At 64.9% G+C, this 25,772-nt stretch carries 22 protein-coding genes and 1 riboswitch; of the genes, 15 read left to right on the plus strand and 7 right to left on the minus strand.

Annotation, left to right across the window (positions count from 1 at the left end; genetic code table 11):
- Window positions 1-21: 21 nt before the first annotated feature.
- Window positions 22-233: riboswitch (cobalamin riboswitch) on the minus strand.
- Between the two features lie 208 nt (window positions 234-441).
- From PVW46_RS04485 to PVW46_RS04500, 4 genes are all read left to right on the plus strand, one after another.
- Window positions 442-1,632 (plus strand): benzoate/H(+) symporter BenE family transporter, encoded by a 1,191-nt coding sequence (locus PVW46_RS04485; RefSeq protein ID WP_069210670.1) that lies wholly within the window; start codon window positions 442-444, stop codon window positions 1,630-1,632.
- A 362-nt stretch (window positions 1,633-1,994) separates the two neighbouring features.
- The gene (locus PVW46_RS04490; protein ID WP_069210671.1) at window positions 1,995-2,537 is read left to right on the plus strand and encodes a phage tail protein; all 543 of its coding nucleotides are present in this window, start codon (window positions 1,995-1,997) and stop codon (window positions 2,535-2,537) included.
- Window positions 2,538-2,564: 27 nt separating this feature from the next.
- Window positions 2,565-3,050, plus strand: a complete 486-nt coding sequence (locus PVW46_RS04495) for a DUF6916 family protein (RefSeq protein ID WP_069210672.1) — start codon at window positions 2,565-2,567, stop codon at window positions 3,048-3,050.
- Between the two features lie 2 nt (window positions 3,051-3,052).
- Complete coding sequence (locus PVW46_RS04500) at window positions 3,053-3,538, plus strand: GNAT family N-acetyltransferase (RefSeq protein ID WP_069210673.1); 486 nt, start codon at window positions 3,053-3,055, stop codon at window positions 3,536-3,538.
- Here the strand turns inward: PVW46_RS04500 and PVW46_RS04505 are convergent.
- Complete coding sequence (locus PVW46_RS04505; protein ID WP_069210674.1) at window positions 3,535-3,831, minus strand: DUF6916 family protein; 297 nt, start codon at window positions 3,829-3,831, stop codon at window positions 3,535-3,537. The genes PVW46_RS04500 and PVW46_RS04505 overlap by 4 nt on opposite strands.
- 151 nt (window positions 3,832-3,982) lie before the next feature.
- On the opposite strand from PVW46_RS04505, the gene PVW46_RS04510 reads away from it, so the two are divergent.
- Together PVW46_RS04510 and PVW46_RS04515 are read left to right on the plus strand one after the other, a co-directional pair.
- On the plus strand, window positions 3,983-5,044 hold the full coding sequence (locus PVW46_RS04510; RefSeq protein WP_069210675.1) for a Hint domain-containing protein: 1,062 nt from the start codon (window positions 3,983-3,985) through the stop codon (window positions 5,042-5,044).
- A gap of 108 nt (window positions 5,045-5,152) precedes the next feature.
- Window positions 5,153-6,985: a tetratricopeptide repeat-containing sulfotransferase family protein gene (locus tag PVW46_RS04515; protein WP_069210676.1), complete on the plus strand. Its 1,833-nt coding sequence runs from the start codon at window positions 5,153-5,155 to the stop codon at window positions 6,983-6,985.
- Between the two features lie 11 nt (window positions 6,986-6,996).
- On the opposite strand, the gene PVW46_RS04520 is transcribed toward PVW46_RS04515, so the two are convergent.
- From PVW46_RS04520 to PVW46_RS04540, 5 genes are all read right to left on the minus strand, one after another.
- The gene (locus PVW46_RS04520) at window positions 6,997-8,511 is read right to left on the minus strand and encodes a sugar ABC transporter ATP-binding protein (protein WP_043145104.1); all 1,515 of its coding nucleotides are present in this window, start codon (window positions 8,509-8,511) and stop codon (window positions 6,997-6,999) included.
- Window positions 8,508-9,509, minus strand: a complete 1,002-nt coding sequence (locus PVW46_RS04525; protein ID WP_069210677.1) for an ABC transporter permease — start codon at window positions 9,507-9,509, stop codon at window positions 8,508-8,510. The genes PVW46_RS04520 and PVW46_RS04525 overlap by 4 nt, the downstream gene beginning before the upstream one ends.
- A gap of 12 nt (window positions 9,510-9,521) precedes the next feature.
- Complete coding sequence (locus PVW46_RS04530; RefSeq protein ID WP_043145107.1) at window positions 9,522-10,496, minus strand: ABC transporter permease; 975 nt, start codon at window positions 10,494-10,496, stop codon at window positions 9,522-9,524.
- Window positions 10,497-10,578: 82 nt separating this feature from the next.
- The gene (locus tag PVW46_RS04535) at window positions 10,579-11,376 is read right to left on the minus strand and encodes an SDR family NAD(P)-dependent oxidoreductase (protein ID WP_069210678.1); all 798 of its coding nucleotides are present in this window, start codon (window positions 11,374-11,376) and stop codon (window positions 10,579-10,581) included.
- A 77-nt stretch (window positions 11,377-11,453) separates the two neighbouring features.
- A complete protein-coding gene (locus PVW46_RS04540) occupies window positions 11,454-12,404 on the minus strand; it encodes a sugar ABC transporter substrate-binding protein (RefSeq protein WP_043145336.1) in 951 nt (316 codons plus the stop codon).
- Window positions 12,405-12,697: 293 nt separating this feature from the next.
- Between PVW46_RS04540 and PVW46_RS04545 the strand changes: the two genes are divergently transcribed.
- The 9 genes from PVW46_RS04545 to PVW46_RS04585 all read left to right on the plus strand — a co-directional run bounded on the left by PVW46_RS04545 (window position 12,698) and on the right by PVW46_RS04585 (window position 22,900).
- Window positions 12,698-14,431 (plus strand): ABC transporter substrate-binding protein, encoded by a 1,734-nt coding sequence (locus PVW46_RS04545; RefSeq protein WP_083242417.1) that lies wholly within the window; start codon window positions 12,698-12,700, stop codon window positions 14,429-14,431.
- A gap of 33 nt (window positions 14,432-14,464) precedes the next feature.
- A complete protein-coding gene (locus tag PVW46_RS04550) occupies window positions 14,465-15,274 on the plus strand; it encodes an SDR family NAD(P)-dependent oxidoreductase (protein WP_069210680.1) in 810 nt (269 codons plus the stop codon).
- Between the two features lie 67 nt (window positions 15,275-15,341).
- Window positions 15,342-16,640: a M24 family metallopeptidase gene (locus tag PVW46_RS04555; RefSeq protein ID WP_043145113.1), complete on the plus strand. Its 1,299-nt coding sequence runs from the start codon at window positions 15,342-15,344 to the stop codon at window positions 16,638-16,640.
- Window positions 16,641-16,714: 74 nt separating this feature from the next.
- Window positions 16,715-17,710: a thiamine pyrophosphate-dependent dehydrogenase E1 component subunit alpha gene (locus tag PVW46_RS04560; protein ID WP_069210681.1), complete on the plus strand. Its 996-nt coding sequence runs from the start codon at window positions 16,715-16,717 to the stop codon at window positions 17,708-17,710.
- Between the two features lie 12 nt (window positions 17,711-17,722).
- A complete protein-coding gene (locus PVW46_RS04565) occupies window positions 17,723-18,718 on the plus strand; it encodes an alpha-ketoacid dehydrogenase subunit beta (protein WP_069210682.1) in 996 nt (331 codons plus the stop codon).
- Window positions 18,708-19,997 (plus strand): biotin/lipoyl-containing protein, encoded by a 1,290-nt coding sequence (locus PVW46_RS04570; protein ID WP_274574915.1) that lies wholly within the window; start codon window positions 18,708-18,710, stop codon window positions 19,995-19,997. Before PVW46_RS04565 ends, PVW46_RS04570 begins: the two co-directional genes overlap by 11 nt.
- 15 nt (window positions 19,998-20,012) lie before the next feature.
- Complete coding sequence (locus PVW46_RS04575; RefSeq protein ID WP_069211702.1) at window positions 20,013-21,443, plus strand: NAD-dependent succinate-semialdehyde dehydrogenase; 1,431 nt, start codon at window positions 20,013-20,015, stop codon at window positions 21,441-21,443.
- A gap of 10 nt (window positions 21,444-21,453) precedes the next feature.
- Entirely contained in the window at window positions 21,454-22,332 is an 879-nt protein-coding gene (locus PVW46_RS04580; protein ID WP_069211689.1) for a 2-oxo acid dehydrogenase subunit E2, read from the plus strand.
- A gap of 172 nt (window positions 22,333-22,504) precedes the next feature.
- On the plus strand, window positions 22,505-22,900 hold the full coding sequence (locus PVW46_RS04585; protein WP_069211688.1) for a hypothetical protein: 396 nt from the start codon (window positions 22,505-22,507) through the stop codon (window positions 22,898-22,900).
- A gap of 26 nt (window positions 22,901-22,926) precedes the next feature.
- Here the strand turns inward: PVW46_RS04585 and PVW46_RS04590 are convergent, their stop codons facing one another.
- The gene (locus tag PVW46_RS04590) at window positions 22,927-25,638 is read right to left on the minus strand and encodes a calcium-binding protein (protein WP_069211687.1); all 2,712 of its coding nucleotides are present in this window, start codon (window positions 25,636-25,638) and stop codon (window positions 22,927-22,929) included.
- Between the last annotated feature and the right edge of the window lie 134 nt (window positions 25,639-25,772).

A 25,772-nucleotide genomic window follows, 5' to 3' on the forward strand; every position in this document is an offset into this window, starting at 1 on the left:
CCTCGGGCCCGCCGCCCGATTGGTTGCGATCAATTGATGGCAGGTCTCCTGACTCGCGGATCAAAGCGCGCCGTCCCTTCCCGGATCGCAGTCGATCCAGTGGATTGACGGGTTGCTCACCGCTTACAGTTGCGGGGGCAGTCACGGAATTGAGAGAGGTCTCTCGCACCGTGTTCCCTTTTCAGCCGCTCCGGGGTTGACCCGAACGCAGCACCATCGCCGCAACTCGTGACATGGAAAACCATCACTGTCCAGAACCTTCGCCGCCCCGTCGCGGAAACCGGCCGGCAGTCATGTCCCTGCGCACGGCAGGGTCGCCGTCGCTGTCACGGGGACGATTTTCGCGGTGAACCGCCCTGCGTTCCGAAGATGTCTGATCTGGAGGTTCGCGCCATCCTCGGTCAAGTAGGGAGCGCGAGTCAGGCAGCAGTGGACCCTTTCATGATCAAGGATTTTTCGTTTTCGGCGCTCAACATGGGGGTGTTGGCCACCTTCGTCGGCTACGCCGCCTCCTTTGCGATCGTTCTGGCCGGGCTGACGGCAATGGGCGCCTCGGAGACCCAGGCCGCGACCGGCCTGTTCTTTGCGACCATCGGCATGGGGATCTGCAGTATCTGGCTGCCCATCGTCACGCGCACCCCCGCCGCGGTTGCCTGGTCGACACCCGGCGCCGCCTTTCTTGCGGCAACGGCGATGCTGGCCGGAGGGTTCGGCGAGGCGGTAGGTGCCCTGATCATCTGCGCCCTGCTGATCGTCCTGACAGGGGTCATCCCCGGCCTGGGGCGCGCCGTCGCGGCAATCCCCAAGCCGATTGCAAGCGCGCTGCTGGCGGGGGTCCTGCTGAAGCTCTGTCTTGCGCCGGCGCTTGCGCTCGGGAACCTGCCTCTGCTGGTCCTGCCCATCGTCGTGGCCTGGGTCGTGGGCCTGGCCTGGAATCGCCTGGCCGCGATGCCGCTTGCGGTGGCGGCCTTTGTCCTGGTGCTGTTCCTGGGGGTCGACCCGTCAGCACATCCCGACGCGTCTGCGATCACCTGGGGCCCGGTGCTCGATATCGTGCCGCCCAGCTTTTCCCCGCTCTCGGCAATCTCTGTGGCCTTGCCGCTCTACCTGATCACGATGGCGGGGCAGAATATTCCGGGCTTCGCGGTGCTCGAACTGAACGGCTATGGCGTCAACCGCCCCTTCCTGCTGCGCAGCACCGGCATCGTCAGCCTGCTCATCGCCCCTTTCGGCGCGATCCCGGTCAACATGTCGGCGATCACCGCCTCGATGATGGCCGGAGAGGACGCCGGGCGCGACCCGTCCGGCCGTTACTGGGCGGCCATTATCTCGGGTGTCTGCTATGTCGCGCTCGCCTTTGCCGCGACAGGTGTCACCGCGATGGCCAGCATTGCGCCGACAGAGGTCATCACCGCCGTTGCCGGTCTGGCGCTGATACCCGCCTTTGTTGCCGCGACAACCGCCGCGTTTTCCCGCGCGGACCAGCTGGAGGCCCCTGCCCTGACCTTCCTGATCGCTGGCAGCGGCATGTCGATGTTGGGGATCAGCGGCGCATTCTGGGGGGTCCTTGCAGGCGTCGCCATCTGGGGTTTGAAGGCGTTTTTGCAGCGAGAGCCGGCCGTCAAGCAGTAACCGGGAAGGCATAACCGCCCCGACGACGACCTTGGCCCGTGTTTCGGCACGAAACACGCACCTGCCATAGAGACCAACCAGACGGTCGGCTCGACCGAGGTCCTGAACGTATGAACATGTCGTTTCCCCCTTGCCCGCCCCCGGGCAAGGGGCGGAGCGTCGGTTGGCCGCCAGTGCCCTGGCCGGCACTTGCCAAATCGCGCAAGCGAGAACGAGCGACCATCGGGGCCACAAGCGAAACAATACGTGTGACCAGGACCGGTGACAAAACGCATAGTTGTGTTAAAGCTTTACACAGGGTTGCGTTAGCCCCTAATGTTTCAACCAATTATAATCACCATCGAAAAACAGGGACATATCTCATGGCAGACCCATTCCTCGGACAGGTCACGATTTTCGCGGGTAACTTCGCTCCGCGCGGCTGGGCGTTTTGCGACGGGCAGCTTATGCCCATCAGCCAGTACAGCGCGCTTTTTTCAATCCTGGGCACGATCTACGGCGGTGATGGCCGCACGACCTTCGCCTTGCCCGACCTCCGCGGCCGGATGCCGATCGGACCGCGTCACGGCCCCGGGCTTTCCGACTATCGCGAGGGCCAGAAGGGCGGCGCCGAAACCCGGACGCTGAACATAACGAACATGCCGTCGCACAACCACGCCGCTACGGCGCAGATGCGGGCCGAGAGCCGCAACGGATCGGTTCCCGATCCGTCGGGCAACATCCTGGCCGCGGGCACGAACATCTTCCGGCCCAACTCCCCGTCCGAAGATGTCGTCATGGATGCGGCCTCCGTGAACGTCACGGTACAGAACAACGGTGGCCAACAACCGTTCAACATCATGAACCCCTATCTTGCGATCAACTACATCATCGCGCTGGTGGGCATCTTCCCCTCGCGCAGCTAAGCCCGCCAGAACAGAAAGGAGAACGCCATGAGTGTTCTGTTGACAGTGTCGCGCCGGGCCGTGCTTGCGGGCAAGGCGGCACTTGCGGGGCTGGCCGCCCTGCCGGGGGCCGCATTTGCACGCGGAGAGGCCGCCGGACCCGAGGCGCTGAACGGCGCACCGGCGGCAGCGACCACCGGCGCGCTGCGCCCGCCACGCTGGCACGACGCCACCGCCGAAGAACTGATGCCGCTGGTCGGTGACAGGTTCCGGATCTCCACGCCCCAGCACGGCAACCTGGTGTTGCGGCTCAAGGCCGTCGAAGCAGGTCGCTCGGGCATGGACCGCCCAAGACATCTGCCGCGCCGTGAAAGCGTGACGGTTGTCTTCGACAGCCCGGACAGCGCGCCGCTGGTGGCCGATGGCGACGGGCTGCACCGGGTCTGGCACCCGCGCATGGGCGCCGCCGATCTCTACATGACGGCTGTGCCGCGCCGTTCGGGCGGCGCCGACATCGAGATTGTGCTGAACTGAACGTGGACACGCAAAGTCCGCGATTGCGCCCGGTCCGCGACGCGGACCGGGCTTTCCTACTGGCTCTCTACGCGGAGACGAGGGAAGACCTGGCCGCCCTGCCCTTGCCGCCTGAGGCTCAGACCCAGATGCTGGAAATGCAGTTCGACGCACAGGGTCAGTCCTATGCACGGGCCTTTCCCGGTCACGACTGGGACATCATCCTGCATCAGGACAGGCCCGTCGGGCAGATTCGGGTTTTGCGCGGGACGGACGAAATCCGCACCATCGACCTGTCTCTGCTGATCGACTTCCGTGGCCAGGGCATCGGCAGCGACCTCCTGCGCAATCTACAGCAGGAAGCCCGAACCGCCGACCTGCCCCTGAGACTGAGCGTCGAACACGGGAACGCCCGCGCGCGGGTCCTTTATGACCGGTTGGGTTTTGTTCCCGTCGACGACCTCGGAGCGCATCTCGAGATGCGCTGGACCCCGCAGACCGGACCCTAGCTGAAGTTGATCTCGTAGCGGGTCTCGTCCCCGACCTGCGCAAAAGGAGACATGAAGAGGGCCGTCTCTCCGAGACCGGGCAATGCCATCGGCCAGGCCCCCTGTTCCAGGATCGGGGTGACAGGCCCGACAAGCGTCAGCGTGAATGGCGCGCGCATCCCCTCCTCGGGGGCATCGCCCTTGGGATCGATCCGCGTGATGCGCAGTTCCATCGGACCTTCCGGGGTTGTCACCGTGACCGGCTCTCCGATCAACGGCTCGAAACTCTCAGGCGTCAGCGTGGCAATGTCCATATCGGGGCGGCTCCGGGGTCAAAGGCGAATGCTCTCCTGTTCTTGCAACCTTGTGGGGGCTTTTCAAGCGCCCCCGAACCGCATAAGAATACGCGAGCGGAAGACCATATAATCTCTTTTAGATTGTTGCTCGAAACAGAAGGTGGATCTGATGGCGGTATTCGATTTCAATGACGGCGGCGCGTTAGTCAACTCGAACGGGGCAACCCCCAGCATCACCTTCGACGAGGAAGGGATCACCTTTGTCCTCAGTTCGGCGGCTGGGAACCCGGGCACGGAAACCGTGGCCTACTCTCCCGACACGATCGAGCAGCTGAGTATCTCCGATTTCACCACGGGCGGTGCCTTTACGCTGAACATCGCGGGGACGGAGCCGAACCAGTATTTCTCGGGCAACGGGCTCCAGTTCACGATCGGCACCTACCTGTCCGGGACCTGGAACATCACCTTCGTCGCGGTCGATCCGAACAATGGCAACGCGCTCCTGCCCGGCAGCAACTACGTCGTCACCAACGCGACGACCTCTGGTCAGGTCATCACCGTTCCGGACAGCGGGGCGGTCTATTCCCAAATCCGCTTCACCGCCAGCAACCCCGGCACCAACACAATCACCATCGACAACCTGACCGCCAACCTGCTTTGTTTCCTCGAAGGCACGCGGATCGCGACCCCCGAGGGCGAAAAAGCGGTTCAGGATCTGCGTGCGGGTGACCGCGTGCTGACCGCCGGGGGCGGGATCAGCACCGTGCAATGGCTGGGCGAACAGCCGGTCGAGACCACGCTGTCCAACCCGTCCAAGGTCAACCCGATCCGCATCCGCGCCGGTGCCCTGGCCGAAAACGTGCCGGCCCGCGACCTGCTGGTGTCGCCCGATCACGCCATCGGCATCGACGGCTACCTGGTGAATGCTTCGGCGCTCATCAACGGCAGCAGCATCACGCGCGAAGCGCAGATGCCGTCCGGCGGCTTCACCTATTTCCACGTCGAAACCGGTACGCATGAACTGCTGCTGGCAGAGGGCTGTGCGGCGGAAAGCTATGTCGACTTCATAGGCCGCGAAGGCTTTGTCAACGGCACCGAGCGGGCCGAGGCGCCGGCGATCCCGGAAATGGCCGCGCCGCGCATTTCGGCCGCGCGCCACTTGCCGCCGGCGATCCGCGATGCCCTGGCCAGGCGCGCCGAGGCACTTGGCCTGGCCTCCCGCGCTGCCTGAGCCGACCGGGACAAGCCCGGCTTGCGACGACGTGACCGACGGCCCGCGGAGTGATCTCCCCGGGCCGTTTTTCCTTGCCCCGCCCCTGACAGAAAGCCCAACCGCCCCATGACCCGGACCGCAGCGCCCACCGATGCCGCCGCCCTGGAGGCCGTCAACGCCGAACTGGCCCGCATCACCCGACACCAGAACGCCGGGCGCTACACCGAGGCCGGCACGGCACTGGACGCGCTGCTGGAGCAATACCCGGGCCATCCCCGGCTGATCCATCTCAAGGCCCTGAACCTCGCGCAATCCGGAGACCCCGAAGCGGGGATGGCACTGTTGCAAGACGTGGTTGCACATCAACCTGACGACGCGGTGGCCCTGGTCGACCTGGGGACCTTGCTGGCCCAGGCAGGCCGCATGGAAGAGGCCCGCGAACAGTTCGAGGCCGCCGTCGAAGCGGCGCCGAACTATGCCCTTGCCCAGGCAAATCTTGGTGCGGCGCTTGTTCTGGCCAAGGACTATGCCCGCGCGATCCCCCGCCTGGAACGCGCCATCGCGCTGGACGGCTCGGTGCTGGACCTGCATCTGAACCTTGCGCAGGCCTACCTGCGCACCGGCAACATCCAGCATTCGGTGGATGCGCTGTTTCGGGCGCTTGCCGTCGATCCCAACGCCATCGCGGTGCATGTGAACCTCGCGGCAGCGCTCTATCGCCGTGAGCGCCACGAAACCGCAGAGCACCATGCAAGACGCGCCATCGAACTGGGGCCGCGCACCGGAGAGGCCTGGCTGCACCTTGGCAATATCCTCGCTGCCTCGGGCCGCATGGACAAGGCCGCCGATGCGCTGATGACTGCCGCCGCTCTGCCGGGCATGGCGCTGTCTGCCCTGGCGCGGCTGGTGCACCTGCGCAAGACCCGCGCGGACAGCCCCGAATGGACGAACCTGCTGAAACTCGCCGAACAGGCCGACAGCCTGGCCGACGAGGCACGGGCCACGCTGGAATTCGCCCTGGGCAAGGGATTTGACGACCTTGGAGAACATGGCACCGCCTTTGCGCATTACGCCGAGGGCAACCGCCTGACCCGCAGGGCCCACCCTTATGACAGCCGCCCCCATACCGAACGTGCGGTGCGGATGCGCGGCCTTGTGACCCCCGCTCTGCTGGACCGCCACAAGAACGCCGGGCTGCGCGGTGTCGCCCCGATCTTTGTTTGCGGGATGCCCCGCTCCGGCACGACGCTGATGGAACAGATGCTGTCCCGCCACCCGGAGGTGCAAGCCGGAGGAGAGATGCTGGCCGCGCAACGGTCTTTCCAGTCCAGTCCGCGCGTGCGCGCCGTGCTGGAGGAACGCGAACCGGACGACAGCCTGCAGGATGACGATTTCACCAGCCTGGGTGAGGAATACCAGGCCTTCCTGCACCGCGAGGGCCTGCGCCGCTCCCGCGTGACGGACAAGTTGCCGGGAAATCAGCTCTATGTCGGCCTGTTGGCACTGGCGCTGCCCGAGGCAAGATTCCTGCTGATGCGGCGGCACCCGCTGGATTGCCTGCTGTCGAACTGGGTCCAGAACTTCGGTACCAACCAGCCGGTCTCGACCGACCTCGCGGACCTGGCAGAGGCCTACCGTCAATTCGACCTGAACGCCAAGCACTGGGCCGCCGTGTTGCCCGATCGCGTCCGCGAAGTGTCCTACGAGGCACTGGTGGCCGATCCCGAAGGCATGGCGCGGGAGGTGCTGGACTTCCTCGGACTGGACTGGTCACCAGAGGTTCTGGATCACACCAGCTCGTCGCGGCAGGTCAACACCGCTTCCGTGGCGCAGGTCCGCGAACCGGTCTATGGCACGTCGGTTGCCCGCTGGCGTCGCTACGGGGCGCATCTGCGCCCGCTGGCAGCGGCCCTTGGCGATCTCCTGTCGGAGGAAGAGCGCGCCGCCTGCGGGCTGTGAGCGGGTGGCCCTCAGGCCACCTGACCTTCGGACCCGATGCCGGAAATCGCCTGGATCAGGTTGTCTTCCGTCACCTCGTCCGAGGTGAAGGTCCGCATGATCCGGCCCGAGTACATGGCGACAATCCGGTCGCTGACGTGCAGCACCTCGGGCATTTCCGAAGATATGACGATCACCGCATACCCCTGCGCCGCCAGTTCGCGGATCAGGTTGTGGATCTCGGACTTGCTACCCACGTCGATCCCCCGTGTCGGTTCATCCACGATCAGCACGTTTGGATGCATCGACAGCCATTTGCCGATCACGATCTTCTGCTGGTTGCCTCCGGACAGGTTGCCCACGGTCTGCTTCCAGCCCGGCGTCCGGATGTCCAGCTTGTCCCGGTACTGATCGAAGATCGCGATTTCCGACCCTTCGGCGACAAAGGGCCCGGCCTTGAGATCGTCGACCTGCGGCAATGTCATGTTGTCCCGGCAATTCATGCCCAGCACCAGCCCCTGTCCCTTGCGGTCCTCGGGCACCAGTGAAATCCCCTTGGCGATGGCATCGACCGGGGAACGGATCACGGTTTCCTCACCGTCCAGCAGGATTGTCCCGGCACTGGGATCGCGCAGCCCGAACAGGGTCTCGGCGATTTCGGTCCGGCCCGCGCCGACCAGCCCGTAGAACCCAAGGACCTCGCCCCGCCGGACCTCGAAACTCACGTCCGCGTAAAGATCGCCGCAGGTCAGGCCACGCACCTCCAGCGCGACGTCGCCAAGCGCGTGGTGGCTGACATTGCGGCTGAGATCCAGCGTGCGCCCGATCATCAACTGCGTGACCTCTTCCTCGTCGGTCTGCGCCGTTTCCAGCGTGCCGCGATACTGCCCGTCGCGCAGAACGCTGATCCGGTCGGTGATCTTGAAGATCTCTTCCATGCGGTGCGAGATGTAGATGATCCCCACGCCCTGCGACTGCAGGTCGGCGATCACGTCGAACAGAACCACCTTTTCCGCATCGGTCAGCGAGGCGGTCGGTTCGTCGAAGATCACCGCCTTGGCCTCGACCGTCAGGGCGCGGGCGATCTCGACCATCTGCTGGTTGGCGATGGACAGGTCGCCGACGCGGGTCCGCGCGTCGAAGGTGACCTTCAGCTTGGACAGGATGTCGTTGGTCCGGCGCTCCAGCGTGGCCCAGTCCACCAGGCCGAAACGCTTGCGTGGCAGTTCCCCCAGGTAGATGTTCTCGGCCACGGTCAATTCCTCGGCCAGGCTCAGTTCCTGGTGGATGAAGACGATGCCCTTGGCCTTGGCCTCCAGCGGCGTCCGCATCACGGCGGGTTCTTCACCGATGTAGATGCGCCCCTCGTTGGGCTGAAGGATACCGCCAAGCACCTTCATCAGGGTCGATTTGCCGGCGCCGTTCTCGCCCATCAGGGCATGTACCTCGCCGGGCATCACGCTAAACGACACGCCGTCCAGCGCCCGAACGCCCGGGAAGGTCTTGACGATGCCCTCGAGGCGCAGGGCCGGGGTTTCAACGCTCATGTCTTCAACTCCTCTTTGCCCTTGAGGTTCAGCTGCCGGTCCAGGAAGAGGACCGCGATCAGGATCAGGCCGATCACGAGGTTCACGGTCTCGGTATCCGCGCCGATATGGGACAGCCCCTTGCGCAAGAGCTGGATCGCCAGCACCCCGCCAAAGGTGGACACGATCGACCCTGCCCCGCCGGTCAGCTTGGTGCCGCCAAGAACCACGGCCGTGATAACCCAGAGCTCGTAGAGCTCACCGTCGTTGGGATTGACCGAACCGCTTTCGGAATAGAACACGACCGCCGACAGCGCCGCCAGGAAGCCGATGATCATGAAGTTGATCATCATGTGCGGCCCCACCTTGATCCCGGCATTGACCGCCGCCTCTCGGTTGTCGCCGATGGCATAGGCGTTGCGCCCATGTACCGTCCGGTTCATCAGGAACCAGATCGCCGCCGTCACGGCCAGAAGGAACCAGGTGGCCGTGTGGATGCCCAGGAACTGCGCTTCGGCGAAATCGACCAGGGTCCAGTTCAGGTGGCTGGTGGGCTGCTCGCCGTTGTACATGAAGACCAACCCGCGATAGCCCAGCATCGAGCCAAGGGTGACGATGAAGGCATCGACCCCGGTCTTCCAGACGATCAGCCCGTTCAGCGCACCCAGCAGCGTGCCGGTGGCCAGCGCCGCCAGCCAGGCCACCGGGATCGCCCAGTCCCCCATGCCGCCGAAGATCGGCCATGTCATGCTGTCCAGCAGGACAATGGCGCTGAGCGCGTAGGTGGCGCCAACCGACAGGTCGATGTTGCCGTTGACCATGATGATCGTCATGCCCATCGCGATGATCCCGATCGGCGCCGACTGCTTGAACAGCAGCAGCATGTTGTCGAGATCCATGAAGGCCTTTTCGCTGAGTGACAGGAATTCGCCCGCCACGGTGAAAAAGACCAGTTCCAGAAGGATGAAGCCCCAGATGGCGCCACGCTTCAGAAAGGTGCTGAGTGTCCCTGCTTCCATGATCTTTCCTCCTCAGGCGATGGGTGACCAGAGGCGGCCGCGCTTGGCCGCGATGTCCAGCCAGACGGCCAGGATGATGATGACCCAGGTCACGACGTACTGGACGTAGAACTGCAACCCGACCAGCAGCAGGCCGTTCTGGATGAACCCCAGGATCAGCACGCCGATCACCGTCTTGAAGATCGTCCCTGACCCGCCCATCAACGAGGCCCCGCCAAGGATGACTGCCGCCAGCACCTCCAGTTCCAACCCCTGCCCCACGGTGTTCTGCGACCCCAGCGAGCGGCTGGCCTGGATCAGCCCGGCGGTGGCCACACAGAAGGCCGAGACAAGGTAGCAGGTAAAGACGACCCGGGCACGGGGAATGCCTGAGAAGGTGGCCGCGGTTCCGTTGCCCCCCACGGCATAGACCTTGCGGCCGAAGGGGGTCTTGGCCAGCCCGATTCCCAGCACCGCGGCCAGCAGAGCAAAGAGGAGGATCGGCACCGGGATGCCGATGATCTCTCCCTGGCCGAAGACACTGAACCAGGTGCCTTCCTTGTCGGCGATGTCCATGTTCTGCCCGCCGGAATAGGTCAGCGTCAGCCCGTGGATGGCCGAGAGCATCCCCAGCGTGACGATCAGGGAATTCAGTTTCAGGTAGCCCACGAGAAACCCGATGAAGGCTCCCAGGCACAGTGTCATGGCGAACATCGCCGGGATTGCCAGCGTCGGGCCGATCTTGTCGTGCAGGTCCAGCACCACGATGGTCGAAAAGGACATCATCGACCCAACAGAAAGGTCGAGGTTGCCGCTGATGACCACGAAGGTCACCCCCAGCGCCATGACGCCCAGGATGGCCGAGGACCGCACGACACCCATGATGTTGTCGGGGTCGAGAAAGCGCGCATTGGCAAGCGAAAAGCCGACCATGAACAGAACGAACGCGATGAGAATGCCCTGCCGGGCAATCTGCCCTCCGAGATCTCTCTTGGTGATGTGAGCCATTGCTCCCCCCTCTTGCCCCAATGCGGGACCATCAGGGAGACCTAGCGCCCCGCGACGGTTCCGCCTCCCTCCGGGGCGTCCTTCAAACCAGTGTCATGCCGCCGTCGATCATCACGATCTGACCGGTCATGTAATCGCTCTCCTGCGAGGCGAGGAACGTCGTCGTTCCGGTCACGTCCGCTGGCGTGGCGACGCGGCCTTTCAGGATCACCGAGGAAAACTCCTCCATCGCCTGGCCCGGATGCTGGGCCGCGCCGATGTCCATCAGGTCACGGTCGACCTGTTCCCACATCTCGGTGGCGACAACGCCGGGCGCAAAGCCGGTGACGGTGATGTCGTGCTTGGCCAGGTCGCGGGCGCCGGATTGCGTCAGCGCGACCACGCCCCATTTCGACGCGCAGTAGGGCGCGACGTTGTCATACCCCTGGCGGCTGGCGACCGAGGCGGTGTTCACGATCTTGCCGAAAGTGCCCTGCCGGATGAATTGCCTGGCCGCCTCCTGCATCCCGATCAGGCATCCCAGCCCGTTCACCCCCATGATGAAATTCCAGTTCTCCTCGGTCACGTCGAGGAAATTCATCGGCTTGTTGACGCCGGCGTTGTTGAACTTGACGTCCAGCTTGCCGAAGGCGTCGACCGTATGCGCGATCATGGCCTGCACGGTGGCGCGGTCGGTCACGTCGACCGGCGCATGGGTCACGCGTCCCCCACCGGCGGTGGCCCTGTCCTGGCTGGCCTCGGCCACGGCGGCCACCTTGCTTTCGTTGATATCGGCGAAACAAACGTCGGCACCCTCATCCAGGAGCGCCTCGCCGATGGCGCGGCCAATCCCCTGGGCGGCACCGGTGACAATGCAGGATCGTCCGGACACGCGGCCCATGTCGACCTCCCAACCAATTCCTGTAGGCAACTGTCAGGCCCGGGCGCGCCGCTCGCGCGCCCGGGACCGGGTCGGTCTCAGAAGACCGGCTTGGTGAAATCGCCCATGTTGTCCTGGGTGATCTTGGGCGTGTCGAAATAGTTGAGGAAGGGTACGTCCTCACCGTTCAGCACGTCCAGCGCGGTCTTGAGCGCGGCCTCTGCGTCATCCACCGGCGACTGGTAGATCGAGCCCCAGTATTCGCCGCGTTCCATCGCCTCGTAACCCACCGCAAAATTGGTGGCGCCGACAAAGATGATGCCGTCACGGCCCGCGGCCTTGGCGGCGTTCAGCGCGCCCACGCCCATGTTGTCATCCCCGGCATAGACCCCGTCGATGTCGTCGTACTTGACCAGGAAAGCCTCCATGACCTTCTGCGACTTTTCACGGTTCCAGTCGCCGGGCTGCGTCTCAAGGACCGTCACGTTCGGGCAGACCTCTGGCAGACGATCGTCAAAGCCCTTGGCCCGTTCGATGGCGGTGGTATAGCCCGGCTGGCCGGTGATGTGCACGATCTGGGCCTCGTCCTCGATGCCCATTTCCTTGAACTTGTCGCACATGATCTCGGCCGAGCGCGCGCCCTGGGTGATGTTGTCCGGTCCCGAGAAGGAGGCCACGAAATCGAACCCCGCATCCGCGATGTTCGAATTGGTCACCACCACCGGGATACCGGCCTTGTGCGCCTTGCGCACCGCGGGGATCACGGCCTCGCCGTTGGTCGGCCAGATGATGATCGCATCGACCGCCTGCTGGATCAGGTCTTCCATCTGGGCGATCTGGCGGGCAACGTCGCCGCCCCCGTCCAGCACGACGACCTCGACGTTGGGATTGGCCTCGGCCGCGGCGATGAAGGCCTTTTCATAGGTGGTCTGGTAGCTGTCTACACCGACGTTGTTCTGGGTGATGCCGATCCTGTAGCTCTCGGCCTGCACGGCCCCGGAAATTGCAACCGTGGCTGCAGTCGCGGCGAGAACGGTACGAAGTTTCATCTGGGTCTCCTCCCGGATTGTCATTTCTTGTCCAATTCCCCACCTCCCAGGGGAATCGTCACCCGGCGCACCGGACGACTGAGGTGAATGTGGGGCTTTTGCCTGTTCCGGACCCCGACAAAATTATCCAGTTTGAACATTATGAAGTCCAGATTGGACAAAATGGCTGTACGCTTATCCCCGCAATTTGAACATCTTGCGGAGGTGTCGAGATGAGCCGGTCAAGGTCATCCGATTTGAACAATTCTGCGCCCGGCGCAGGCAGCAATCCACGAGAGGCCCCGAAGCGACCGATGAACGCGATGGACGGACATACCGAAGACCGGATGCAGTCCCAGCTGGCTACGGGCGACATGCTGCATGTCCTCGCCTATCTCGAGGAATGCGAGAACGAGCGCGAGGATACCATCGAGCTCAGCGCGCCCAACCCGGTGTTTCGCATGGCGATGCATCTGATCAAGGGCCACCTCGAGGCACGGATCACCACGCCGACCTCGCTCATCGCCGCCGCGAACGTGCCCTATGCCACCGCAAACCGGCGGCTGAGGGACATGATCGACGCCGGGATGATCGACCAACGCCCGCGCACCAAGACCGGCAAGAGTTTTTCCATGCATCCCAGCGAAAAGCTGCTGGACCAGTGGGCGCGGCTGTCGGGTCGGGTGCGACGCCTGACCGAAACCTATTTCGGCTCCGACACGAGCGCGGCGGAGGACCGCGATTATTACTTCGGCGGCTCCTACATGACGACCCGCTCGATCCCGCCGATCCAGGTCCTGCCCGAGCCGCTGAAAGTGGCGGGCGGCATCCGCGTGCTGGTGCATGGCGACCCGACCTTCATGGTCATGGAAAACCTCAAGCGCCAGTTCGAACAGGTGATCGGCAGCGACATTCACCAACGCGCCTTTTCCATTGACCGGCTGCGCGAAGAGGCCCTGCGCAACGCCGACCGCAAGACCAGCCGCTACGACATCATCGCGCTGGATCTGCCCTGGGTTGGTGAATTCGCCTCCAAGGGGGTGTTGATGCCGCTCGATGATGCAATGGATGTCGAGCGTCTTGATCCCGCGGATTTCCACACTGCCGGATGGAAGGCGACCCACTGGGGCGGACGCCCCTACGGCGTCCCGGCGCAGACGACGCCCGAATTGCTGTTCTACCGCCGCGATCTCTTTGCCAAGGCGGGACTGGAACCGCCCGCCAGCACCGACCAACTGCTGGAGGCCGCCCGCCACATGCACGACCCGAAAAAGGGCCGCTATGGCATCGCCTGGAACGCGGCGCGTGGCACGGCGCTGGGGCATACCTTTCTGATGACCCTGGCCGATTTCGGCCAGCCGGTCCTGGACTTGCCCGAGGTTGCGGGCGGGTTCGCCACCGAAGACCTGGCCACGCGCCGGCACCGGATCACCATCGACACCGACAAGGGGCTGATGGCGGCGGAATACCTGCTGGAGCTCCTGCGCTATTCCCCGCCCGACATCCTGTCCATGTCCTGGTACGAACGCGTCCGTCCCTTTGCGGCGGGCAAGATCGCGATGGCCTATGGCTATACCTTGCTGGCCCCCTACTTCGAGCTGGACCCGTCCTCGCCCGCCTTTGGCCAGACCGGCTATCTGCCGCATCCCCACGGGCCGGGCGCGGCCAACGTGGCGCCCGTCGGTGGCTATGTCATGGGCATTCCCGCCAACATCGCGCCTGACCGCCTGCCCGCCGCCGCCGAGGCGCTGCGCGTCTTCACCAGCGCCGAGGCGCAGAAGCTTTACGTTCAGAACGGCAGTCGCACCAACCCGCGCTATTCCGTCGCCGCCGATGCTGAGGTGCGCCGCGCCTCGCCCCTCTTCGAGGCGGTGGACGCCATGTCCTGGCGCGACGAGCTGCAGTTCTGGCCGCGACCGCCGGTGCCCCAGATCACCGGGATCATCCAGGTCTGCGGCGAGGAATTCCACGACATGCTGCGCGGGCTGATCCCCCCGCGCGAGGCGTTGCAACGGGCCCAGCAGAGGGCCGAGGCGCTGTTCGCATGACACGGGACATCATGATCCGAGGAGGAGAGACTCATGGACCCCAACCGCCTGCAAGGCAAGAACATCCTGATCACCGGCGCCGCCCGCGGCATGGGTGCCGCCAATGCCGAGGCCTTTGCCGCCCAGGGCGGCAACGTCTGCCTGGGCGACCTTGACGGCGACGCCGCGCAGGACATGGCCGCCAAGATCAACGCGGCCGGGAACGGCAAGGCCATCGGCGTCAGGATGGACGTGACCAAGCGCGAGGACAACGCCGCCGCAGTCGCCGCCACGGTCGAGGCTTTTGGCTCGATCAACGTCGGGCTGTTCAATGCCGGCCTCAACAAGCCCCGGTTCTTCATGGATATCGACGAAGACAACTGGGACATGATCATGAACGTCAACACCAAGGCGATGTGGCTGGGCATGCAGGAAACCGCCCGCCAGATGATCGCCCAGGGACCGATGGAGGATCACCCCTACAAGCTGATCAACGTGGGCAGTATCGCCTCGCGCAAGCCGCTGGTGGACGTGACCGTCTATTGCACCTCGAAATACGGCTGTCTTGCGCTGACCCATTGCGGGGCGCTGGCCCTGTCCGAACACAACATCACCGTGAACGGCTATGCGCCCGGTGTCGTGGTCACGCCGCTGTGGGAACAGCTGGACAAGGACCTGGTCGACATCGGGTTCAAGCAGAAGGCCGGCCAGGCCTACGAGGACATCGCCCGCGACGCGCTGCAGATCAAGCGCGTCTCCTATCCCGACGACATCACCGGCACCGCGTCTTTCCTGGTCAGCGATGACAGCGACTACATGACCGGCCAGATGATCCATATCGATGGCGGCTGGTGCATCCAGTAACCAACTGATTTCCTGAAATTTTCAATCATATGACCGGGACGGCCACGGCCCCCGGAAGGAGAGCCTCATGTCGCGCGCCCTGATGCCGAACCTGCTGACCCCGCAGGATCTTGAACCGAACTGGAAATGGGAGGGCCGTCTGCCCGCCTGGGGCCATACCTCGGTCGATTTCGAACGCCGGATCGACCACGACCGCCTGCGCCGCTACCGGCTGGCCCGCACGCGGCAGGCGCTCCAGAACTCGCCCGCGGGGACGCTGCTGCTGTTTGACGTGAACAACATCCGCTATGTCAGCGCCACCAAGATCGGCGAGTGGGAGCGGGACAAGATGTGCCGCTTCTGCCTGCTGACCGGCGACGACAGCCCCTATGTCTGGGACTTCGGCTCTGCCGCGATGCACCACAAGAAATTCTCCGACTGGCTGGAACCGGATCATTGCCTGGCCGGTGTCGTCGGGATGCGCGGGACGATCCCGCCGGAATTCGGCCTGATGCGGAAATACGCCAAACAGATCGCGGGGCTGATCCGCGACGCGGGCATGGCCGACATGCCGGTGGGGGTCGATTATGCCGAAACCGCCATGTTCCACGCCCTGCAAGAAGAGGGCCTGCACGTGGTCGACGGCCAGCAGATCATGCTGGCGGCGCGCGAGATCAAGAACTGGGACGAGATCCAGCTGCTGACCCAGGCGGCCAGTATGGTGGATGGCGTCTATCACATGATCTACGAAGAGCTGAAACCCGGCGTGCGCGAGAACGACATCGTCGCCCTGTCGAACAAGATGCTCTACGAGATGGGCAGCGACGACGTCGAGGCGATCAACGCGATCTCGGGCGAGCGTTGCAACCCGCATCCGCACAACTTTACGGATCGCTATTTCCGCCCCGGCGACCAGGCCTTCTTCGACATCCTGCAAAGCTACCAGGGTTATCGGACCTGCTATTACCGGACTTTCAACATCGGCCGCGCCACGCCCGCACAGAACGACGCCTACGTGAAGGCGCGCGAATGGATCGATGCCTCGATCGCCATGATCAAGCCCGGCGTGAGCACCGACAAGGTGGCCGAGGTCTGGCCCAAGGCGGAGGAATTCGGCTTTCCGAACGAGGACGCGGCCTTTGGCCTGCAGTTCGGGCATGGGCTGGGCCTTGCCCTGCACGAACGCCCCATCATCAGCCGCGCGGTCAGCCTGGATCACCCGATGGAAATCCAGACCGGCATGGTCTTTGCGTTGGAAACCTACTGCCCGGCGGCGGACGGCTACTCGGCCGCGCGCATCGAGGAGGAAGTGGTGGTGACCGAGACCGGCTGCGAGGTGATCAGCCTCTTCCCCGCCGAAGACCTGCCCATCGCCAACCGTTATTGAGGCGCGGCGGGATACCCCCCCGCCCTACCGGTTCGCGTAGGGCGGGGGCCACCCCGCCGTCCCCGGAGGACATCATGGCCGACACCAAGACAAACACCGAAGACTACCTGCGCATGTACCGCCAGATGGTGCGCATCCGCACCTTCGAGGACAACGCAAACCAGCTTTACCTTTCCGCCAAGATGCCGGGGCTGACGCATATGTATTCCGGCGAAGAGGCAGTCGCCGTGGGCATCTGCGAGGCGCTGACCGATGACGACCGCATCACCTCCACCCATCGCGGTCACGGCCATTGCGTCGCCAAGGGCGCGAATTTCAAGGAGATGTTCTGCGAACTCCTGGGCAAGGAGGAAGGCTATTGCCGGGGCAAGGGCGGCTCGATGCATATCGCGGACCAGGGCCACGGCAACCTGGGCGCCAATGCCATCGTTGGCGGCTCGATGGGCATCGCCACCGGATCGGCCCTGCGCGCGAAACTCCAGGGGTCCGATGACGTGACCGTCTGCTTTTTTGGCGACGGAGCCACGGCGCAGGGCCTGCTTTACGAGGTCATGAACATGGCCGCACTGTGGAAGCTGCCGGTGATCTACGCCTGCGAGAACAACGGTTATTCGGAATACACCCGCACCGACGAGATCGCCGCCGGGTCGATCACCGCCCGGGCCGAGGCCTTTGGCATCGAGGCGCACCAGGTCGACGGTCAGGACGTTTTGGCCGTCAACGACCTGACGCAGAAACTGGTCGCACGGGCCCGCAAGGGCGAAGGCCCCTTCTTCGTCGAACTGATGACCTATCGCTATCACGGCCACCATGTCGGCGACATCAACCGCGAATACTATCGCTCCAAGGACGAGGAAAAGGACTGGCGCGAGAACCGCGACCCGATCACCCGGTTCCGGGCCTGGCTGGTGAGCGAGGGCATCGCGAGTGAGGACGAGATAGAGGCGATGAACGCCGAGATCGCCGAGGATGCCTCTGCCGCCGTCGAATACGCCTTGGCGGCGAAGTACCCCGATGTGTCCGAAGTGGACATGCACGTTTTCACCGACATCGAACACGCCTGCGCCTGAGGGAGAAGAGAGATGCGAAACATCACACTGTCGCAGGCCGTCAACGAGGCCCTGGCCGAGGAAATGCGCCACGACGAGACCGTCTTCATCATCGGCGAGGACGTGGCGGAGGCCGGCACGCCCTTCAAGGTGCTGAGCGGTCTGGTCGAGGAATTCGGCACCGAACGCGTGATCGACACGCCCATCGCGGAACCGGGATTCATGGGGCTGGCCGTCGGCGCGGCCCTGACCGGTGCGCGGCCTGTCGTCGACCTCATGTTCGGCGATTTCATCTTCCTGATCATGGACCAGCTCTGCAACCAGGCGGCCAAGGCGCATTACATGTCGGGCGGCAAACTGAAGGTGCCGCTGGTCCTGCGCACCAACCTGGGCGCCACGCGGCGTTCCGCCGCCCAGCACTCGCAGTCCCTGCACGCATTGGTGGCGCATATCCCGGGGCTGAAGGTGGCGCTGCCGTCCTCGGCCTACGAAGCCAAGGGGCTGATGAAAAGCGCCATCCGCGACGACAACCCGGTGGTGATCTTCGAAGACAAGCTGATGTACAACGACAAGGCGCCCGTCCCCGAAGAGGAGTTCCTGATCCCGCTGGGCCAGGCAAATGTCCTGCGCGAGGGGCGCGACATCACCCTGATTGGTACATCCTCGATGGTGCAGGTCTGCCAGAAGGCCGCAGAGATCCTTGCCGGCGAGGGCATTGATGCCGAAGTCATCGACCCGCGCACCATCGTGCCGCTGGACGAGGCGACCTTGCTGGCCTCCGCGAAAAAGACCAGCCGCGTGATCGTGGTGGACGAAGGCCACCAGAGTTTTGGCATCACCGGGGAAATCGCCAGCCGGATCAACGAAAAGGCCTTTTACCATCTCGACGCGCCGGCGCTGCGCATGGGAGCGATGGACGTGCCCGTGCCCTTTTCGCCGGTGCTCGAGGATATCACCGTACCTACGCCCGAGAGCGTGGCAGAGAACGCGCGCCGGCTGATGTCGGGGGAGATGATCCATGCCGCATGACGTCATCATGCCCGCGCTGGGCATGGCGCAGGACAGCGGGCTGATCGTCGCCTGGCACAAGGAACCGGGCGAAGCCGTCGCAACCGGAGATGTCCTTTTCGAGGTCGAAACCGACAAGGCGACGATGGAGGTCGAAGCGCAGGCCGACGGCTTTCTGAATCGCGTCCGCGCACAGGCGGGCGAAGAGGTCCCGGTGGGCAAGGTGATCGCCGTGATCGGCGACAGCGCCGAGGAGGTGACCGACACCACCCCTGATGAGGCCGCGCCGGAGGATACGTCCGAGGACACGTCGGCCACCGCGGCGATCCCGGACGGCACCAGCGTGATCATGCCCGCGCTGGGCATGGCTCAGGACAGCGGCCTGATCGTCTCCTGGCACAAGGAACCGGGCGCGGCCGTCACGGCAACGGACATTCTCTTCGAGGTCGAAACCGACAAGGCGACAGTCGAGGTCGAAGCCGGGCATGATGGCTATCTCGCCGCCATCCTGGCCGAGGCGGGCGAAGAGGCGCCGGTGGGCGAAACCATCGCCGTGATCTCTGCCGGGAAACCCGCCGCCCCGGTCCGGATCGGCCGGGCCGAGGCGGCGGGCAAAGCGCCTTCTGCCGAACCCCGCCCCCCTGCCCCCGTGGCCGAACGACCCGCGCCCCGGCCGCCTGCCGTGCCAACCGGCGGGCGCATCCTCGCCTCGCCCAAGGCCCGGCGGCTTGCACTGGAACAAGGTCTGGACCTGAACCGCCTCGTTGAAGCGGGCCATCCACAGCCCTACCACGCCGCCGACATCGAAGTGCTGCGCATCCTGCCCGATGAAACGGCGGCAGCCCCGGCGCAGTCCACGCGGCACCTGACCGCAGACCTGCCGCATGAGGGGTTCACGGAATTTGCCGAATGGGCCGCCGGAGAGGCTGACCTGACCGACGCCCAGGCCCTGCTGGCAGGTCTCGTGGCGGCCAGTCTTGACCGGGACAGCGCCACCATCCGCGTCGAAACCGAGGCCAGGGCGCGTTCCTACCATGTCCCCGCGGGTCCCCTGGGCGGGATCACGAGGGTTGAACCCGACACGCCCGCCGACCTCACCCTGCGTGACCTGCGCCAGAGCCGGATCAGCACGCTCGCCCTTGGGGCCGAAAGCCACCCGGTCCTCACCCTGACCGCCAATGCAGGCGGTCTCACCCTCACACTGGAATGCACCGGAGACGCCCTGAGCGCGCCGCAGGCAATTGCGCTGCTCTCCGGTTTCGCGGGCCGGATGGAGCAGCCGCTCCGCCACCTGCTCTGACGCATGGAGACCCTCATGGAATTCACCAATCTCTACATCAACGGCACATGGCGCGAGGGCGCGGAGCAGGAGCGGTTCGAGGTGCTCAACCCCGCAACCGAGGAACCGCTGGCCACGGTGGCCTCTGCCGGGATCGCCGATGCGGATGCCGCGCTGGATGCCGCCGAGGCCGCCATGAAGGACTGGGCCGCGCGCACACCGCGCCAGCGCTCCGAGGTCCTGCGCAAGGCCTGGGAGCTGATGACCGGACGGCTGGAGCATTTCGCCCGGCTTATCACGCTGGAAAACGGCAAGGCGCGGACCGACGCGATCGGAGAGGCGACCTATGCCGCCGAGTTCTTTCGCTGGTTCGCCGAAGAGGCGGTGCGCGCCGACGGGATGATCACCCATGCGCCCGCCAGCGGCGCGCGGATCATGGTCCAGCACAAGCCGGCCGGGCTGGCGGTGCTGGTCACGCCCTGGAACTATCCGGCGGCGATGGGCACGCGCAAGATCGCCCCGGCATTGGCCGCCGGTTGCGCCGTCATCATCAAGCCCGCCTCGGAAACGCCCCTGACCATGCTGGCGCTGATGCCGCTGCTGGAAGAGGCCGGCGTGCCGCCCGGGCTGGTCAACGTCCTGCCCTCGAAACGCACCGGCGCGCTGGTCGATCACATGCTGCACGACCCGCGCGTGCGGGTGGTCAGCTTTACCGGCTCCACAGGCGTCGGGCGCAAGCTCTTGCACTCTGCCGCCGACCAGGTGCTGAAACCGGCGATGGAACTGGGCGGCAATGCCCCGCTGATCGTCTTCGACGACGCGGACCTGGATGTCGCGGTCGAAGGCACGATGCTGGCCAAGATGCGCAATCAGGGCGAGGCCTGCACCGCCGCCAACCGCATCTATGTACACGAAACCGTCGCGGCGGAGTTCACCCGCCGCCTGTCCGCCGCCATGAGCGCGCTGAAACTGGGCGACGGCACCGATCCTTCGGTCGATGTCGGTCCGCTGGTCAATGCCGAAACCCGTGACAAGGTGGCGGACTTCGTGGCCGATGCGGTCGCCAAGGGTGCGCGGATCGAATGCGGCGGAAGGGTGCCCGACGGCCCCGGCTATTACTATCCGCCGACGGTCCTGTCGAACGTGCCGGACAACGCCGAATGCGTCCATGACGAGATCTTCGGCCCCGTCGCCGCGATCCAGACCTTCACCGATCAGGACGAGGTGATCCGCCGCGCGAACGACACCGAATACGGCCTCGTCGCCTATGTCTTTTCCGAGGATTTCAAGCGCGCCCTGCAGGTCTGCGAACGGTTGGACTACGGGATGGTGGGCCTGAACCGGGGGTTGGTCAGCGACCCCGCCGCGCCCTTTGGCGGCACCAAGCAATCGGGACTCGGCCGCGAAGGCGGGCACGAGGGCATGCTGGAATTCATGGAAACCCAGTACATTTCCGCAAGCTGGTAAGGGGACAGGAATGACCGACGTGATTGCAGCCCCCTCGGTGCGGACACTTGCCGCGAAAAAGGGGATCGACCTGGAAAAGCTGGCCCGCGACCTGGGCCGGACCACCATCGCCCGCGAGGACCTGGACCGCGACAGCCCCTCGCCCGCACCCGCCGGGGACAGGGCCTACTGGGAGGTGGATCATGCCGCCTACGGCCCCGTCGCGGAAGAACCGATGAGCCGGATGGGCCAGGTGGCGGCGGCGAACCTCGCGGCGGCCAACAGCCTGATCCCGCAGGTCACGCATCACGACCGGGCCGAAATCGGCGCGCTGGAGGCCTTCCGCAAATCCCTGCGGGCAGAGGCACGGGCGCGGGGCGTCAAGCTGACCTCGCTGGCCTTTCACGTCAAGGCGCTGGTCCGCGCCCTGCGGGAGTTTCCCCGCTTCAACGCCTCGCTCAGCCCGGACGGCAAAACGCTGATCCTCAAGGATTATGTCCATGTCGGCATCGCCGTGGACACGGCGCAGGGGTTGATGGTGCCGGTGATCCGCGACGCGGATCGCAAGGGCCTGTGGCAGATCGCTGCGGAAATCACGGATCTTACCGCGCGGGCGCAGGACCGCAAGCTGGGACCGGGCGACATGGGGGGCGCCTCGATGACGATATCCTCGCTCGGCGGCATTGGCGGCATCGGGTTCACCCCCATCGTCAACCCGCCGGAACTGGCCATCCTGGGGATCACCCGGATCGAAACCGCCACCGCCTGGGACGGCGACAACCCGCGCCCGGTGCAGATGCTGCCGCTGGATCTCAGCTATGACCACCGCGTCATCAACGGCGCCGATGCGGCGCGGTTCATGGTCTGCCTGGTGCGCCTCCTGTCCGATCCCCGGCGCATGTTGATCTAAACCCCATCCGAACGGATAGGGTCCCTCTCCCTTCACGGCCGTCGACCGTCCGGATGTCTGGATGCCCCAGGACACAGCGGCGTGCTACATCAGGTCCGTGGCCAGAACGGCACGCGCGAGCGGAACGCTCACACGGCAAAATGCCGGTTTTCCCAAGACCATGAGGTGAGAGATGACCGTTGTTCTGGATACCGACCCAATCCTTCAAGAAGAGTCGCGGCTGAAGAATGCTCTCTTTGTCATTCTGCTGGATGTCGTCGGCGTTGCCGGGATCACGCTGGGTGCGAACGCGGCGGGTATGAGCTGGGGCTGGTCCCTGGCCGTGGGCGCGGCCGCCGGAGCGGCAGCCACCCTGGCCAGCATGTCCATCCTGATCGCCCTGCTGCCCGTTGCCTCGCTGCGCGCCTGCCTGCCCTGGCACAAGCCGACCGAGGACGAGATCCGACACGTCTGGGCCATCGACCTCTGGGACGCGGACGCCGAGATCGAGCGCCTGCAGGCCCGGGCACGCCGCGCGGCCATGACGACCAGACCCCGGGCGGCGGCGTCCTTGCGCGCCGCCGCCTGATCCCAGCGCCCTGTGGACAGGATTGGTCAGAGCGTGAAGTCATCCGCCGTGAGACCGATGACATTCGCCACGCGGATCTCGGCATCCACGGATCCGTTGCCGTCGATGTCGAACTGCACGATGGTCGAGCCGGTGGGCGTCTCGACCAGGCGCAATTCGGGGTTCCCTGAGGGGGCGAAACCGGCGGTTCCTCGGAACTCGAAGACACCGGGCGCAAGCCCGGCGACCACGATCAGATCGACACCCTGTTCAAAGTCCAGGATCTGATCCCGGGTCGCACCCGGCGCGGTATTGACCGCCGCCCGGAAGACGAACTGGTCCGCGCCTTCGCCACCGGTCAGGAAATCGCGGCCCGCACTGCCGGCCAGCTCATCCTCTCCGGCACGCCCGCGCAGGATGTCGTTGCCATCCCCGCCTTCGAGGATGTCATTGCCCGATCCACCGTCCAGCGTATCCGCGCCCTCTCCGCCATCAAGATCGTCGGCCCCATCCTGGCCAACCAGCGCATCAGCCCCCTGGCCACCCAGCAGCGTGTCATCGCCCGAGCCGCCATTGACCACATCCGCCTCTGATCCGCCGAGCAGAGAGTCGTCACCGGCGCCGCCCATCAGCGTGTCCGCATCACTGCCGCCGTCCAGCGTGTCGTCACCGCCGTGCCCTACCAGCAGGTCGTTCCCGGTGCCCCCGATGAAACTGTCGTTTCCGGTGCCCCCGATCAACGTGTCATTCCCGGCCCCGGCATCGACCGTCCCGCTGACCACGCCCGATCCAAGGTTGCGCAGCATGTCAGCGTCATCGCCAAGGTCCACCTCCGTGATGATGCCCCCGTTCACCACCAGGTCCGCCCCCGCATTCAGTCCAAGAGCGCCGTCGATCAGGCCGGAATTGTGAATGCGGTCGACGCCAAGGTTGCCCACGACATCGCCCACGATCGACCCAGAGTTGACCAGCAGGGACTCGTAGGAAACCCCGGTCGCGAAACGAACGGCGCCGGTCACTCCCGAGATCGCGCCGTGGTTGACCACCACCGCACTCTCTGTCCCGTCGTCAATGATGATGCCAAAGACCTCGCCGTCGATCACGCCCGTGGCGCTGTTGTGGATTCGGGTGCCGGCCGTGCTGGAACTGGAGAGGACCATTATGCCCACCTCTCCCTGCAACAGGCCCGAGTTGACGAACTCGTCCCCGGTCGCTCCCCGGACCGCCGACCCGTTCGAGATCACATCGCCCGTGTTCTGGATGCGGAATTCGCCAGAACTGGCGTTGTGGTAAATCCCGATGGTATCGCCGGTGATGCTGCCCGTGTTCAGGATGCTGCCAAACTCGGACGAGGAATAGATGCCATAGACGCTGGCCGTCACGGAGCCGCTGTTGGTGATAAGCCCCTCGTTCGAGGTGGTCAGCAGGCCCGAGGCCGCACGGGACACGACCGATCCCGAATTGTCGATGCGGCCGTTGACGATGCTCCCACTGACGTAGACGCCAAAAGAGAACGCGGTGACCGCGCCGGTGTTGTTGACCGTCCCGCCGCCGTCCAGGTAGATGCCTTGGCCTTCGGTCGTGACCGCGCCCGCATTGGTGACGTTGCCCCCGGTCCCGTCCAGCAGGATACCCGTGTCCCGGGCCAGGATGTCACCCGAATTGGCGACAATGCCATCGGCACCTTCGATCCGGACACCGTTCGCGCCGCCCGTGATGTCCCCGGAATTGTCCAGGCTGGCATCCGTCCCCCGCAGGTAGACCGCATCGTAGAGACGCCCGGTGATGGTGCCGCTGTTGACGACCCGCTGCAGCCCCAGGCCGGTGCTGAGCCCGTTGTCCGAGGTCGCGTAGATGCCATAACTTTCGCCAAGGATGGACCCGGTGTTGGCAATTGCCAATGCACTGCCAGCCTGGATACCGCTGTCCGCTTCGCCGGTGATGAGGCCCCGGTTGACGACATGGCCACTGTTGACAGCGAACTCGAGCCCGTTGCCCCCGGCGATAGAACCGTTGACGCCGTTGGATATCGAGGTCCAATCGCTCTGGACATAGATCCCGTCCAGCGCCCCGGCGACGATGCCGTTGTTGGTGAAGGTCGAGTTGTCGGCCAGGGAATTGAACTCCATCCCGCGACTCTGGCCGATGATTGACCCGGTGTTCGAGCCGGTGAAATTGGCGCCCGAGATCTGGACGCCGTCGTCGTCGGCATTGATCGTGCCCGAGTTGATGAGGACCGAATTGCCATTGGTCCCGTCGTAGTTCGCTAGGACGACCCCGTCCGAATGCGCCGCGATGGAGCCGGTGTTCGTCACCCGGCCGCCATTGGCCAGGTTGATCCCGATCAGACCGGCGGTCATCGACCCGTTGTTGACGATGACCGGCTCGGTCGATTGCGATCCGCCTGAAAGGACCACCGCCGTACTGGCAGCGACGATACTGCCGTCGTTGGTGATCATGATACTGGAGCCAGTGCCGAAGATGCCGTTGAACCCCACGATCTGGCCGTTGAGGCCGATACCGATCTCGTGGTTCGACGACCCGTTCAGGTTCAGTCCCTGCGCGTTGTCCGACGCCAGGTAACCGTCGATCAGGATGGTCTGCGCGTTGGCCGAGCTGGCCACGTCGATCCCGTCATACCCCGTGCCCGAAGCCGCCAGGTAGACGCCATCACGAACGAGGATGGTGTTGGCGCTGGTGACAACGTCCAATGCGTCATCGGTTGTGGAATTCACGCTGCTCGGCAGGATGATGGCCATGATCTCAATTCCCTTTCAACTCTTAAATCAGGGCGCCGGGCGGCCACCGGAAACGAAAATGCTTCGGTCGGAAATAATGTGCGGATGATCCATCCACCCGGCGCGCATGGCAAAGGTTAACGCGGTTTAAGACG

Origin of the sequence: Mameliella sp. AT18, assembly GCF_028807275.1 — a bacterium.
In the GTDB taxonomy this organism is placed as follows: Bacteria; Pseudomonadota; Alphaproteobacteria; order Rhodobacterales; family Rhodobacteraceae; genus Antarctobacter; species Antarctobacter albus.